Raw genomic sequence first — 14,590 nt, 5'->3', positions numbered from 1 at the left:
TCGTCAAGCACGCGTGTTGAGACACCCGCGTTGGACAGAGCTCGCGTCGAGAATCGCCGAACGGAGGACAACGCTCCATGCGAACAGACTCGACGCATGTTTGCTTGAGATGCTTGCAGGATCGCCCGGTGCACGGCCGTGGTGCTCGCCGCTGAACGGAGTCGGGATGAGATTGTCTGAACACACAGAAAGGATCTCTTTGCCCGATCGGCGCGTCGCGGTGTGCGGCGACTGGCACGGCAATGCAGATTGGGCTCGTGTGGTCGCCCGGGCACTCCCGTCGCTGGCACCCGATGTGACGACGCTGCTGCACCTAGGGGATTGGCAGATGTCGCCGCGCGAGGTCGACGCGATCTTCGCCGACACGAACATCGACCGCTTCTACGTGGTCCTCGGGAATCACGACGACTACGGTCAGATCACTCCGCTGCTCGATCGACATCCCGGGGAAGCCGTAAGGGTATCCGAGCTCACCTGGATCCTCCCACGGCCAGCCCGCCTCACCATCGGCGGACGCTCTGTTCTGGCGCTTGGCGGCGCCGCGTCCGTCGATCGCGAGTCCCGCCAAGAAGGGCGGACCTGGTGGCCAGATGAGACGATCACCGATGACCACGTCGCGACAGCTGTCGCCGGTGGGCGGGCGGATCTGATGCTTACCCACGAGTCGCCGGCCAACAACCCCGTCCGCGCCGTTCGCCAGGTCTTGCGCACAAACCCGCACCGGTTTCCGAGGATGGCACTCGAGGCTTCCGCAGCATCACGCGCGCGCGTGAGCGAAGTCTGGGACGCTGTGCACCCGGAGCTTCTCATTCACGGGCACATGCATATCGCAGGAGGCGGACAGACCGATGATGGACGGCGGGTCGCTAGCCTCGGACGCGACGGCCACGAGTGGAACCTCGGGATCCTCGACATGCAGAACCTTCGGATGGCAACGCCGAGTCTCGCCGTCCTCCGCGGACTGGCGAACGACCAAGCTCCCCGCCTCACTCGTGCGCAGCGAATCAACGGCGCCGCAGAAGCCCTGCACTCGGGTGTCTTGGACGGACTCAAGCCGACGCCTCGTGCCCTCCGTGACGCCCAGGACTACGTCGACGGTGTCCGCAGTCTCGAGGAGATACTCGAAGAGGTCCGCCGCCGCCATACTCGAACCCGCCACGATGAGCCTTGACCGAGGAGAAGCCCCTCGCTTCAGGTGCGACCCTGCGCGGGCTAGCTGCAAGCATTCAGCTAGTCGCAGTCGCCACGCGAACAGCATCGACGCTGTTTCCCTCGACGGACGGCCGCAAGTATGTCTGTCGCTGTGCCAACCGTTTTGGTCAGGCTTATACATCGCGACTGTATAAGCCTGCGCCACGGCTCCCGCCGCATCCACCCTCCCCGCTATACGGCACCGCTGGGTGAGAGGCCATCTCCTGTTGCTTCAGCGGGAGGGCGGGAGCGGCAAGGTTCGAGCAGCGTCGAGCACGCATTCGACGGACCAGCAATCCTCCCTGACGAGTCTCTCTGGAGACGAGTGAACGCCTGGGCGTGAAGGTCTGACGAAAGCTCCAGTGCACGAGCAGCCCATCGCGGGACGAAGGCTATGTTCGCCGTGCTTCAGGCGACGAGGAAGAGCGAGCCGACGCTCGCGGCCGTCGAGATGAGTAGTCCGCCCGCGGCGGTCAAAAAGTCGCGCCGAGTCGAGTTGAGCACTCGTACGCCGCAAGAAGGCTTTGTTGTCGTAGGTAGGACGTGTGAGCCCATGTTCGGCGCAAATCGCGTCCCACTTCTCGTCCCTACCGATGAAGAGAACCATTGACGAGGGGTCGCCGGGAGGTGCGAGTTGTCCTCGAACTCGGCCTTCGCGAGCTCTTCCATCTTGCCGATCCGCGCCTGGGCATGATCGAACTCCTTGCGCGCGCCGATGGGCCCCCGGCAACGACTTCCGCCTCGCCATCGTAACCTGAAGCGAACGGACCTACTACCGGCGCCGTCGACAGCGAGCCCTCGGCAAGTTGCGCCCGTCGAATTCGAAGCCATCATGACCACACAGGCCGCATCCGCGGCCTAACACGAAGAGTCACCAAGACCCTCGGCAGTCCCACGGAGCTTCGATCAGACCGGGAGCTCGTCGTACAGCACAATCCACCCGCGGCTCAACGCTTCGGGACAACGGGGGCTGGCACTGGACGCTCCCCATTGACCTGAAGCTTCAGATCACGCCAGCGTTCCAAAGCGAGCCCAGTTGCGGTTTTGTATTGGATCCGCGATCATCTTGAATCAGTCTGCGAAACCAGTCGAAGGATGCTTAGCTAACGCCATGGACGACAACGCGCCTGAGGGCGCCCACCGCAACGAGCCTCACTCTGGCGATCTCGGTGGGCGATTGAACTGGCTGCGGGCAGGCGTACTTGGCGCCAACGATGGCATCGTTTCGGTTGCGTCGCTCGTCGTGGGCGTCGCCGGGGCGACGACGGATTTCGCGCCTCTGGTGACGGCGGGTATCGCAGGGCTGGTCGGTGGGGCGGTCTCGATGGCGCTGGGCGAGTACGTCTCGGTCAGCAGTCAGAGCGATAGCCAGCGGGCGCTGATCGCGAAAGAACGCCAGGAGCTGGTCGATGATCCCGCTGCGGAGCTCGAAGAGCTCACCGGTATCTACCAGGCGAAGGGGCTCACTCCCGAGACAGCACGCAAGGTCGCGGAAGAACTGACCGCCCACGACGTCCTCACCGCGCACCTGGAAGCAGAGCTCGGAATGACCGAAGACCACGTGGTGAGCCCGTGGGCTGCCGCTGGAGCGTCGGCTCTTGCGTTCACTATCGGTGGGTTGCTCCCGTTGCTGGCGATCTTGCTGCCGCCCGTCGACCTGCGCGTCCCGATCACGTTCATCGTTGTCCTGCTCGCGCTGGCGCTGACGGGGTTCGTGAGCGCGAGGATCGGCGGGAACCCTGCGGTCCGGCCGACGGTTAGGGTCGTGGTCGGCGGGGCGCTCGCTCTCGCCGCGACGTTCGCACTCGGGTCGCTTCTCGGAACGACCGGCGTTGCCTGAGAATCACCTATGACAGCTTCAGGTGCACAGCTTTCTTAAAGCTCTCTCAGAGGGCCGCGTGGACGATGGCGTCATGAGCACCCTCCGCACCGCCTCAACGTTCACGCCGACCTTGCGTGTATCGAAGCCCCGGGTCGCCACTTCGTGGTGGCGGGTCGCCGCACTCTGCGTGATCTGGGCGACGAGCTTGTTCGTCGTCGCACTGTGGGTGGCCGGGGGCGGGGTGACCGCCGTACTCAGTTTCTCTGCGGAGAGCGTGACCACTCTGGGACGGCTCTCCGGGCTTGTCGCAGCGAACCTGTTGCTCTATCAGGTGTTGTTGATGGCGAAGGTTCCGCTGTTCGAGCGGGGGTTTGGGCGTGAGGGGATCACGCGGTTTCATCGACAGGTCGGCTTCTGGTCGTTCTGGTTGATGGGTCTGCACATCCTGCTGCTGGTCATCGGGTACGCTGCGGCGGCGGGTGTGGGACTGTGGGATCAGCTGTGGAGTTTCGTCTGGGATTACCCGGGGATGCTGCTGGCAACTGCGGGAACCGGTCTGCTCGTGATGGTCGTGGTCACCTCGATCCGCCGTGCCCGCCGTCGCCTGCGGTACGAGTCATGGCATCTGCTACACCTGTACGCGTACCTGGGCGTCTTCCTCGCTCTGCCGCACCAGTTATGGACGGGAGCCGACTTCCTCGCATCAACACCGGCCACGATCTACTGGTGGTCGCTGTGGGCTATCGCAGCGGCAGCCGTCATGGTGTTCCGCGTCGTCGCACCGCTTGTCCGTTCCCATCGACACGCTCTCCGCGTCGACACCGTCGCACTCGATGGGGCAGCCGGTGTCACCGTGCGCATGTCCGGTCGGGACCTCCGTGCGCTGAAGGCACGGGCGGGCCAGTTCTTCGTGTGGCGGTTCTTGGATGGGCCAGGATGGATGCGAGGGCACCCTTTCTCCCTCTCGGCCGCTCCGGGCGACACCTACGCGCTTACGGCGCGCCTCGTCGGCGACGGCACGACACGACTCGCGTCGCTGCGTCCGGGCACCCGAGTGTTGGTGGAGGGTCCGTTCGGGGAGATGACCGGAGATCGCCGCAGCGGCCGGAAGCTCCTCATGATCGGTGCGGGAGCCGGAGTGGCCCCGCTCGTCGCGCTTCTCGAGGCGGAGCGATACGAGCCAGGTGACGCGGCCCTGGTCGTCCGGGACAGTGCGGACTCTGACGCTCTACTGCGGGAGCCGATCTCGTCGCTGATCCGTGAGCGCGGAGTGCGCCACTTCCCGCTCACCGGCCCCCGCGCGGGCGGCAACTCCCCGTGGCTGCCGGCCACCCACACCGCCTGGAATGGCCCCGATCTGCTCCGCTACATCGCCCCTGACCCGGACGAGTACGACGTCTACCTGTGCGGCCCCGACGGGTGGATGCGCGCACTACGAGAAGACCTCCAAGGCGCCGGCTTCACCGTCGACCGCATCCACTCCGAATCCTTCACTTCCTGAGCACCGAGGGAGCAACGCCATGAAGAAGATCATCTACGCACTCCTCGCGACACTGAGCGGGATCGTCCTCCTGTTCAGCTACCGCACCTCCCTCGACGCTGTTCCCCCCTCCGACATCGCCAGCCCCGCCAGCAGCACCACCCAGGGCACCAGCGGGTCGGCATCGACCACCACCGCCGGGACTACGACGGGGCTCGCGGACGGGACGTTCACCGGCGACACCACCCACACGCGCTACGGGCCCATCCAGGTGCAGATCACCGTGTCGGGAGGGAAGATCACCGACGCGCAAGCGCTCCAGTATCCCGACAGCAACGGTCGAGACCAACAGATCAACGCACACGCGATCCCGCTGCTGGTCTCCGAGACCGTCCAGGGCCAGAGCGCACACATCCAGATGGTGTCCGGCGCGACCTACACCAGCGACGGATACACGAGCTCGCTGCAGAGCGCTATCGATCAGGCACAACAATGACCACGCCAGACATCCACGTGCACGTGGAGCACATCATGGGCACCGCCATCAGCATCCACATCGTCGACCCGCGTGACGACGCTGCGGTCCGGGATGCGGTGCGGGCGTGCGTCTCGGAGCTCCGCGACATCGACCGCGTGTTCTCGCCCTACCGGGCCGAATCCGACATCAGCCGCATCCGGGCCGGTGACCTCCGCATCCAGGACGCTGACCCGCGCGTGGCAGAGGTCGCTGCCGCGTGCGCCGACTACGAACACGAGACCGGCGGGCTCTTCTCCGCATCTTGGCGGGGCGGGTTCGACCCCACCGGGTACGTCAAGGGGTGGGCGGTGGAACACGCGAGCAGACGACACCTCGCCCCTCTCCTCGTATGGTCACGGGCCGTCGGCATCAACGCCGGAGGAGACCTGCAACTGTTCACCGCACAGGGCTCGGACTGGGTCTGGGACGTGGGAATCGCAGACCCGTGTCGCCCCGGGAGCGTTGTCGCGACGATGCAGGTGACGAATGGTGCTGTGGCCACGTCCGGTCCCGCCGAACGTGGCAGGCACATCATTGATCCACGCACCGGTCACCGCGCGCACGGCATCGCCTCCGTCACCGTCGTCGCCGACACTCTCGCTCACGCAGACGTCTGGGCTACGGCCGCCATCGCCGCAGGCTCCTCCGACACCACCTGGATCGCCGCCTCCCGCACGAGGACCGGGCTGCTCGTCACGGATACTGGAGCCACCACACGGTGGATCGGGTCGACGCCCGTCGAGGTCACCTCGGCGTCGTCGTGGGCAGCGTAAGAAGGAACACTGTCCTTCCCGGGGACGTCGATTCGACGACAACGCTCCCTCCGGCGCGCTGTGCGACATCCCGCACCAGCGAGAGCCCGATCCCGAATCCGCGTCCACGGCCGCTGTCGGGAGAGCGAGCGAACCTCTCGAACACCTGAGCGGGGTCGATACCGGAGATCCCAGCCCCGTGGTCGGTCACACGTATCTCCACCCCGCTCGCCGACCGCCGTGCTGAGAGCTCGACCGAGCCGCCTGCCGGTGAGTGCGCGACCGCGTTATCCAGGAGTGCGACCAGAGCCCGCACGAGGGTCACCGGCAGCACCGGCACGACAGCGTCCACGACGTCGACGTCGATCCTCACAGCCGTGTCGTCCGCCAGGGAGCGGATCGCGGCTGTGGCGCCGCGAGCGGCGTCGGCGAGGACCGCTGATTCTCCGGCGAACGACTGTCCTTCTGCGGCGAGGAGCATGTCGGAGAGGACGTCGCGCATGCGATCCGCGTCTTCTCGCAGCTCGCGCGCCGTCGCGGTCACGTCCTCGCCGCGGTCCAGACGGCGCTGCAGGATCTGGATACGGCTCGTCAACGCCGTCAACGGCGTACGGAGCTCATGGCTCGCATCCGCGACGAACTGTCGTTGCCGCCGCAGAGCATCGCTCAACGGGAGTGCTGCTCGCCGCGCGGCGATACTCGCAACCACGGCCAGCAACAGCACCCCCACCGCACCGAGCAGGACCACGGCGGGCACGAGAACACTGATGTCGACGACGAAATCGTCCCCACCCGCACCCGGGAACCACCCGCCCTCGTGCCTCTCGCCCTCACGGCGCGACGACGACAGCACCACCGCGAGAAGAATCAGCACACCTCCGAGGACGATCACCCCGGACGAGACGCCCACCCAGACCGCGACGACCCGAGCCGCCCGCCGCACCTTCTCCGCATCCGGGTCTCTCTGCGCACTCATGACGGGTTCCCCGCACGATACCCGCGCGCTCTGACCGTCTCGATCATCTCCGGAGTCGTCTTCTTCCGCACATAGTGCACATACGTGTCCACGGAGCTCGCGGAATCACCGGCAGGGAACACCGCCCGGAGGATCTCCTCTCGACTGAACACATGGTCCGGACTCCCGCTGAGCACCTCCAGCAACGCGCTCTCCGTCGCCGTGAGCGTGATCCGGTACCCCGACGGGTCAAAGACCGCCTGTGCTGTCGGGGCGAAACTCCACTCACCGAGCTCGCGCCGCGCCCCACCCGACTGGAAAGCCCGCTGCAATGCGCGCAACCGCGCCAGGAGTTCCTCGTAGTCGAACGGCTTGACGAGATAGTCGTTCGCCCCACCGTCGAGCCCCGTGACCTTGTCGTCCACCGCGCCCAGGGCAGTCAGCATGAGCACCGGGGTCGTGATGTGCGCCGTGCGCACCGCGCGAACAAGATCGACACCGTCCATCCCCGGCAGCCGCCGGTCCACCACCATCAGGTCATACCGGGTACCCAGCGCCAAACGCAGGGCGACCTCGCCGTCGGACGCATGATCGACCCGATACGTCTCCGACAACACCTCGACCGTCATCGCCGCGATCAGTGGATCGTCCTCGACATACAGCACAGACGCGAGCTTCGAGGATCCCACCATGAGGTGATACTGCCACGCGCCACGGGCATCACGCTATGACTCACGACAAGCGCACAACGGAATCGAGCATCTCACTCACACAGCAGATGCCGTGCTCACGTCACTGCCAGGCAGCCGTCGGAGTCTCGCTGAGACGTTCCCGAGTAGGGGTGCGGCGGAACGGTGCCGTGAGAGTGGGCAGGATGTGTGCGCGGTGCGCGATGAGCATCCCCACGGCGATCAGCACCTGGATTGCTGAGAGGATGTAGCGGCCGGTGGTGTCGGTGACGAAGAACTGCACAGCGAAGATCGCTGCGAGGGCGACGGCCGAGCGCCAGTGGAAGCGCAGCGCGATGATGATCGCGACGCCCATGAGGGTCTGTGTGCCGGTGAGGACAAACTCTTCGATCTGGCGGGAGTCGAGTGGCAGGTCGCCTCCTCCGCCTCCGAAGAAGTGCGCGATGGGGAGGGATCCGACGAGCAGGCTCCACTGGTTGACCTTCGAGGCGATGAGGGTGCCGATGGCGGCGGCGCCCATGCCGCGCAGCGCGAAGAGCACGGCGATGATGAACTCGGGAGCCTCGGAGGCGAGTGGGGCGAGCCACTGGACGAGGAAGTAGCTGTCGATGCCGAGCGACGTCCCCGAATCCACGAGCGCGGTAGCGAACGGTTCGGCGCAGGCGAGGATGATCGCGGCCGACACGACGAACATCGAGATGACGGTGACGCGGCGGGCACGCGTCGGCATTCCGGCGATGTCGGCTGCCGCTCCGACGAACTCCTCTTCGCCGTCGTCTTCGACCCGGCTCGCGCGCCATAGGTACAGCACGAATCCGGTGATCAGGACGAGGCCGAACCAGATCGGGATGTTGCCCAGCAGCGGGATCGCGAATGCCAGCACCGCGAGGATGCCGAGGAATCCGACGTCGAGGCGCGCAGTCACGGGAAGGCCCAGACTCGACACCCGGCGCGTGTCGCCACGGCCAAGACCTCGATTGGCGACGATGAGGGCGACGATCACGACCAGCGGCCAGCCGAAGCCGAGCAGCAGCCGGTTGGACCCGGTCATGTTCGCGGCGGCGTACTGGGCGTAGTCGGGGTCCGAACCCGAGCGGAACGCGTAGTACAGGTCGACGGCGTACTCGGGGAGCACGGCGATCAGGGCGAGGATCGCAATCGCGAGGGCGCCGGAGATGTCCTTCTGCGCGGCTTCGGCGGCCCAGGCGAGCAGGAAGCTCGCAGCGACCACCGCGGCACCGAACACGAACAGGTCGACTACGGGGTTCGGGTGGAATGCGAGGATGCGGAACACAACGGCCGGGGCGGCAATCGTCAGGCACAACAGGATGCGGGAGATGAGGGCGCGAGGCATCGCGCTCTCCTTTCGGTCGGGCGCGACCGAAGAGACGACACAGCGGAGCTTCGGCCACACAGAGAGGCCGAAGGTCTCGCTCATCCCGGATCGGGACGGGGCACCGGACGATCTCCGTGAACGTCAGTATGTCGATGCACCCTCAGGCGCTACGGCCCGGAGCTACTCCCCTTCGATACCCCCAGTCTTCCGGCCGGCGAGCTTCGAACATGGCCGAGAGAACGGATTCGGAGCTTTTCGGGAGACCTGAAGCGGAATCGTAAGGCCGAAGCTAAGACACTTCTTATCTTTTCGCTGCGCCGAAAGCATGAGCGAGCGTTTCTCAAGCGCCACAGCCGGCGGCGCAGCCACTCAGAGCAACGGATGGCAGCATGACATGGCCTCGCCCAGACTAGCGATTCGGGGTGCGGGGTCGCCCACGGCAATGACGCCGAGACCCGAATGATAATGCTGGCACTTGACGTTCTCGCGTCTGGTAGACAACCATCCTGCAGCCCGACCACTGCTGGATGCGATCAGGCCAGGATTGCGAAGCGTGCACGAAATTCAGCATGTGGGACCGCTCGGGTGCGGCCGGGGTTATGTTCGGCGCGCTTCTCGAATAAGTCGGAGCAACTTCTGAGTACGAGCACGTTCAAGTCGTCCGTTTCGGAGTCGCAGCAATTGACGGCCGAGCCATCGCGCGAGCACGAACTCTGCCCGATCTGCCGCGTGCAATCGAGGAAGGGTGCGATGCGCTGCGACGAATCGTTCGCATTCTTCGAACCTTTCGTTCCACGCGCGATCCAGGGGATCCCACTCGAAAGCGGGTGAGACGTCGAGTCGAGCGCGCTGGTACGCGTTCAGGCCGCCTTCGAAGCGACGCTGATACCGAGCCCACTCGCCGAGATGGCGTTCCTCGTCCATGAGGGTCGTCCTCGCGCGAGTGTTCTCGCGTGGCGCGCGACCGTGGTGTCGCCAGTGATCTTCGTAGGCATGGAGAGAACGGATCCAGGTCGCTGCGCGGCGCTGAGGTACGACTTGGTCGTCAAGAACCAACGTCACCGCCGCGGCGAACCGGTCGGCGACGGGATCGACGGGCCCCTCCGCCCGTCGTAGTTGTTCAGCTTCTTGGTGGAGTTCTGCAGGGGTCGACGCGCGCACAGGGTCCTTTCATGGGCGAGACGGCTCGCCCAATGGACCTATGCGCGGTGTGCACCCGTCGTCAGACCGCGCCGAGCACACGCGTCGCTGTCGCTGAGTCGGCGGAGTCGCCCTAGACGGCTTCGTAGGGTTGCTGACATTTAAAGGAGGCGTCATCGTGCAGATCGACGACGAGCCGCAGGTCCGGGTGCTCGACGAGATGGACGGCGTCTTCGTCGTGACCACAGATGATGGAGTCGAGTACTGCCTCGACATGAACAACCGACAGGTCACCCGCACGGTAGAAGTGCGCACAGGGGTCCGTACGGTGCTCGACCCAGAATCCGCCGCGCTGGTCGCTGTCGCGACGTGCCGAGTCGGCGTTCCGATGGTGCTCCTCATCGACCGAGACGTCCCCGGAGTGTTGTTCACTCGCCGCACGTCCGCCACGGTGTTGAGCATCAACCAGGTGTCACGAACACCACTCCCGCAGTAGGAACAGCTGGACCATGGCCGATACCAAGGTCGACGATGAGGCCGACGACGGAGCCTTCGCGCCGAAGAAGGCGGCACGGTACTGGACGACGCTGGGGCCGGTCGTGACGGCTGCGGTGAACAAGACGGCGAGTCGGACGGGTCGGGAGGCGCGTTCGCTGTATCCGGTCGCGACGGCGTTCGTGCTGTGGGCGTGGCAGACCAAAGGCCTGGAACTCGACGTCGCACAGATGTTCCGGCGTCGACTGGTCGAAGAGTACGTCCACCGAGGGATGGAATCGTTCACGCGCGGGAGCCGGGCCACGTATCGCTCCGTCCTCCTCACCATCGTCGACACCGTGACCCCACCCTCAGAGGCCCCCTTCCCTATTCCTCGGTCTGATCCCACTCCGCCATACAACTCAGCTGAGATCGCTGCCCTCCGGAGCTGGGCCGGCGCCCAGGGGTCGACTGTCCGCCGTCGTGACGCGGCCGCCCTCCTCGCGATGGGGTTCGGAGCAGGCCTCGCGACCCGTGAACTTCTGTCGGTGCGCACCGGGGACATCGACGTGCGCGGGGACGACGTTCATATCCTGGTATGGTCGGGGCGACCACGGCTCGTCCCGGTTCTCCCTGCATGGCAACCCGCACTCCGAGAAGCGATAGAAGAGCTGGGCGACGACCAGTGGGTATTCCGTATTGGACGCACGGGGGTGCGGTCGGCTCAGGTCACCGACTTTTTACATCGGGGGCACAAGACAGAGCTGGATGTTAGGCCGGCGCGGATGCGGACGACTTGGTTGCTCACCCATCTGCAGGCCCGGACACCTCCGGGGGAACTCCTTCGTATCGCAGGGCTCGAGCACCTTGCGGCGCTGGATAGGATTCGACGGTTCCTTCCGTCGCGGGCACCACTTCCGCCATCGAAGTCCGACTTCGAGCGCTCTCGGGACTAGGCCGGTGCGCTGTGCTGCGGGAAGTGCGACACGCCGTACGCACGCTTTGGCGACTGGCCGCGTACACGGTGGTCATGAACCCAAACCACCGACTCAGCGACAACCTCGACGAGACCGCAGCACTACTCGCATCCCACCCGCAGCTGCCCGAGCTGGCCGCGCCCATCATCGTCAAGTACCGGCCCAACAGCGCCGCCCTGGCTGGCGCCTGGACGGCCACACGCTCCTTCACCGTCGAGACCGCAGCCGCGATGCTGCCGCACTCGTTCGATGTGGCTCGCCGGCTGATGACGATGTCCGCGTCGTTCCACATGTGGGTGTGGGCGCGGACGGGTACAGAGCTGACGATCCGTCGGGTCTACACGCAGAGCAACATCGACCGGTTTCTCGAGACGGTCCATAAGAACCGATCCGCGGGTCACCGGTGGGGCGTATCCCGTCAGCTGGTGAAGATCGGTCGCGAGCTCGCCGACGCCGACCTCATCGCCATCACGGCACCGCACGGCAAGGTCCGCTCCCCGTTCACGACGAAGCAGATCGCGTCGATGCACAGCTGGGCGAACTCGCTCACCACCGTGAAGAAGCGCCAGAACGCTCAGGCGCTCCTCGGACTGGCCGGCGGCGCTGGACTGACCGCGGCCGAGATCGTCAACGTCCGCGTCGCCGACATCCACCGCGACGGCGACGTCGTCTTCGTCGATGTCGTCGGCAAGCGTGCCCGACGCGTACCTGTGCGACACGCCTGGGCTCGGGTGCTGCTTCGCAGCATCGACGGCCGGGCCGACGCCGACCAGCGTCTGTTTCGTGGACCGCGGATCGCCGAGTACCCGCCCCGCATCATCCAGTCCTTCCTCACTGACCACCCCGCGCCCGTCCGTCCCACCCCGGCAGCGCTTCGTGCGGCGTGGTTGCTGCACCACATCAACAACAACGTGCCGCTGCCCGTGCTCCGTGAAGTGGCCGGGTTCGAGCACTACTCGACCCTCGTTCGGTACTACGAGCACGCGAACGTGCTGGATGTCGCTGACTTCACTGCTCAGCTCGTCGGAGCGGAGGTCGCACGATGACCTCCGTCGACATCGACTACTACCGCGCCTTCGACGACAACGACGACTGCGGCATCACCGAGCGCGAGGTCCTCGGTCGCGGCCGCGACCTCCAGCAGTTCGACGACTCCACTGTGGCCTTGGCGGAAACCCGCGTCCGGCAGTCCGGCATCCTCGAGCAACTCGACCGTTGGGCCGCTGAAGATGCCAAACGCGACGGTATGGGCGGACGACCCGCGATGATCTCCTACCGCGCCCTGCTCACCGCCCTCCTTCTTCTTGCTCAGGAAGGGGCCCCGCTCCACATCCGGCGTGCCGCGTACGTTCTTCAGCACAGGCTCTCCACGAAGTCCAGCGACCTCCTCGACCTGCCCGAGACGCCCACGAGCTTTGCTACCCATGTCGCCACAACGAAGCGCTGGTACACGAACACGATTCGCGCGTTCCACCGAATGAAGACCCTGATGGACCCCTACCCGCAGGAGCTCTACACTGCCAAGACCCACACTCAGATCCAGGAGATCCTTCGCAATCACGACGCAGAGCGCGCGGAGAAGTACAAGGCGCGCCTGGACGAGTACACCCGCCTTTTTATCCGCATGACGTTCATGCTCCAGCCGCGAGAAGTGCGTCGGGCTTCGAAGCAGATGGATCTCTCCTTCGACCAGACCTACATCGGCACACCCACCACCAAGGGGTACAGCCGCAAGCATCTCGCGAGCAAGGTCAAGGCTGAAAAGGGAGCCGATTTCGGCGAGGTCTCCCCTGGCCCCGTGGACGCCTTCGCCGGGTGGCACGTCAAGAGCGGCAAAGCTGAGCGCGTCGACAACCAGAAGGGCGAGGTCGACCAGACCGCACCTGAACGCGGGAAGTCGGGAGACTACGACTGGGGATGGGTGGCGAACCTGGCCGTTCGCGTCGACGCCGAGCAGCCCAGCTCAAAGCGGTTCCCGAGTCTCGTGGTCGCCGCGTCCCTCAGCATCCCGAACATGGAGGTCGCCGAAGAAGCTGCGCACCTCCTCGAAGCCGCAGCGATGCTCGACCTCGCCCCTGGTGTCGCCGACGCTGACAAGCAGTACTGGGCCAACGCCAAGCCCTTCCGACTCCTGAAGCCGGCATTGAAAACCGGCTTCACTCCGTCCACGGACTACCGATCCGACCGCGTCGGCGTCAAGGGTGGCCAGCACGGCGCCTTGTTCGTCGAAGGCGACGCGTACTGCCCGAGCACGCCGAAGCCCCTCCTGAACGCCACTCCGGATCGTCTCGGCGACGTGATCGACGTCGCAACGCATCGAGCCCGAATCGAAGAGCGGAAGGCCTTCCAGCTGCACGTCAAAGACAAGGCGAAGACGCCTGACGGAAAAGTGATGCTGCGCTGCCCGGCCCTCGGCCCCAGTCCGACGGTCACCTGCCCACTCCGCGAGATGATGCTCAGCGCGGCTAAGAAGGCCCGCCCCGAGGTCGAGCCCGAGACCCTGGAAGAAGAGTTCCTCGACACCATCTGCAAGAAGCACTCGGCCGCGTTCGACCTCACTGAGATGCAGGCCCCGCAGCAGGCCTTCGCCTACGGCACCGAAGAGTGGGAGACCTTCCACGACCACGCCCGCAACACCGTCGAGTCCGGAAACCATCAGCTCAAGGCATCAGGCGACGCAGACATCGAAACCGCCGGTCGCCGCCGCGTCCGCGGAATCGCCGCCGCACAGATCCTCGTCACACTCCTCATCGCGGCCCACAACATCCGGAAGATCGCAGCCTTCTTCAGCGACCGAGAGATCGAACGAGCGCGCACGACTCCACGTGTCCACACCATCCGCCGCCGCGACCGCGTCTGGGCCAATCGCTACACGAAGACCACAGGCAACGGCGACCTCAGTATCCCCCGAGGCGGTCGAGCATCGTCGCTGACGAACACACCGCCCGGCCAACCGAGCGAGCTCGCGCTGACACCAATGCGCACCTGAACGGCTCCGTACACTGACGACGCCCGCCGGCGGCACGCCCGGCACGCTCCCCGCTACACCAGGACAATCGAACGCGCCCGAAAACCGGGCGCGTTCGTGTTTTCGTCCCCAGAATCGTGCGGACTCGACCATATGAACTCGAATCCGATCTCGCAGACGCAGAAAAGGGAAGGGCACCTGCTCGAAGCAGGTGCCCTTCCCTTTTCTCTAGCTGTTCTGCAATCAGTATTGCCAACAGCCCAATGGTCGGGCTGACAGGATTTGAACC

Annotated in this window: 12 protein-coding genes and 1 pseudogene; 10 read left to right on the top strand and 3 right to left on the bottom strand. The window is 65.5% G+C overall.

Annotated features, from left to right (window positions below):
* Positions 1-199 precede the first annotated feature (199 nt).
* The 6 genes and pseudogenes from D8M34_RS00245 to D8M34_RS00225 all read left to right on the top strand — a co-directional run bounded on the left by D8M34_RS00245 (position 200) and on the right by D8M34_RS00225 (position 5,783).
* Complete coding sequence (locus D8M34_RS00245; protein WP_234024131.1) at positions 200-1,171, top strand: metallophosphoesterase; 972 nt, start codon at positions 200-202, stop codon at positions 1,169-1,171.
* A 730-nt stretch (positions 1,172-1,901) separates the two neighbouring features.
* Positions 1,902-2,053, top strand: a pseudogene (locus D8M34_RS19480) (IS3 family transposase); the annotation flags it as partial.
* A gap of 249 nt (positions 2,054-2,302) precedes the next feature.
* Entirely contained in the window at positions 2,303-3,031 is a 729-nt protein-coding gene (locus D8M34_RS00240; RefSeq protein ID WP_105950107.1) for a VIT1/CCC1 transporter family protein, read from the top strand.
* A gap of 73 nt (positions 3,032-3,104) precedes the next feature.
* A complete protein-coding gene (locus D8M34_RS00235) occupies positions 3,105-4,514 on the top strand; it encodes a ferredoxin reductase family protein (RefSeq protein WP_105950108.1) in 1,410 nt (469 codons plus the stop codon).
* Between the two features lie 19 nt (positions 4,515-4,533).
* The gene (locus D8M34_RS00230) at positions 4,534-4,989 is read left to right on the top strand and encodes an FMN-binding protein (protein ID WP_105950109.1); all 456 of its coding nucleotides are present in this window, start codon (positions 4,534-4,536) and stop codon (positions 4,987-4,989) included.
* The gene (locus tag D8M34_RS00225) at positions 4,986-5,783 is read left to right on the top strand and encodes an FAD:protein FMN transferase (RefSeq protein ID WP_105950110.1); all 798 of its coding nucleotides are present in this window, start codon (positions 4,986-4,988) and stop codon (positions 5,781-5,783) included. The genes D8M34_RS00230 and D8M34_RS00225 overlap by 4 nt, the downstream gene beginning before the upstream one ends.
* On the opposite strand, the gene D8M34_RS00220 is transcribed toward D8M34_RS00225, so the two are convergent.
* The 3 genes from D8M34_RS00220 to D8M34_RS00210 all read right to left on the bottom strand — a co-directional run bounded on the left by D8M34_RS00220 (position 5,755) and on the right by D8M34_RS00210 (position 8,760).
* Positions 5,755-6,738, bottom strand: coding sequence for a sensor histidine kinase (locus D8M34_RS00220; RefSeq protein WP_105950111.1), 984 nt, complete (start codon positions 6,736-6,738; stop codon positions 5,755-5,757). The genes D8M34_RS00225 and D8M34_RS00220 overlap by 29 nt on opposite strands.
* A complete protein-coding gene (locus tag D8M34_RS00215) occupies positions 6,735-7,409 on the bottom strand; it encodes a response regulator transcription factor (protein WP_105950112.1) in 675 nt (224 codons plus the stop codon). The genes D8M34_RS00220 and D8M34_RS00215 overlap by 4 nt, the downstream gene beginning before the upstream one ends.
* 100 nt (positions 7,410-7,509) lie before the next feature.
* Complete coding sequence (locus D8M34_RS00210; RefSeq protein ID WP_199787652.1) at positions 7,510-8,760, bottom strand: sodium:proton exchanger; 1,251 nt, start codon at positions 8,758-8,760, stop codon at positions 7,510-7,512.
* Between the two features lie 1,300 nt (positions 8,761-10,060).
* On the opposite strand from D8M34_RS00210, the gene D8M34_RS00205 reads away from it, so the two are divergent.
* From D8M34_RS00205 to D8M34_RS00190, 4 genes are all read left to right on the top strand, one after another.
* Positions 10,061-10,378 carry a hypothetical protein gene (locus D8M34_RS00205; RefSeq protein ID WP_105950114.1) on the top strand — a complete coding sequence of 106 codons (318 nt, stop codon included), beginning with the start codon at positions 10,061-10,063 and terminating at the stop codon, positions 10,376-10,378.
* A gap of 13 nt (positions 10,379-10,391) precedes the next feature.
* The gene (locus D8M34_RS00200; protein WP_105950115.1) at positions 10,392-11,312 is read left to right on the top strand and encodes a hypothetical protein; all 921 of its coding nucleotides are present in this window, start codon (positions 10,392-10,394) and stop codon (positions 11,310-11,312) included.
* A 74-nt stretch (positions 11,313-11,386) separates the two neighbouring features.
* Complete coding sequence (locus D8M34_RS00195) at positions 11,387-12,379, top strand: tyrosine-type recombinase/integrase (protein ID WP_105950116.1); 993 nt, start codon at positions 11,387-11,389, stop codon at positions 12,377-12,379.
* Positions 12,376-14,322 carry a hypothetical protein gene (locus tag D8M34_RS00190; protein WP_105950117.1) on the top strand — a complete coding sequence of 649 codons (1,947 nt, stop codon included), beginning with the start codon at positions 12,376-12,378 and terminating at the stop codon, positions 14,320-14,322. Before D8M34_RS00195 ends, D8M34_RS00190 begins: the two co-directional genes overlap by 4 nt.
* Positions 14,323-14,590: the final 268 nt, after the last annotated feature.

It is taken from the genome of Microbacterium sp. HSID17254, from assembly GCF_003989315.1.
Classification (GTDB): Bacteria; Actinomycetota; Actinomycetes; order Actinomycetales; family Microbacteriaceae; genus Microbacterium.
This window is presented reverse-complemented; position numbering and strand designations above follow the sequence as displayed.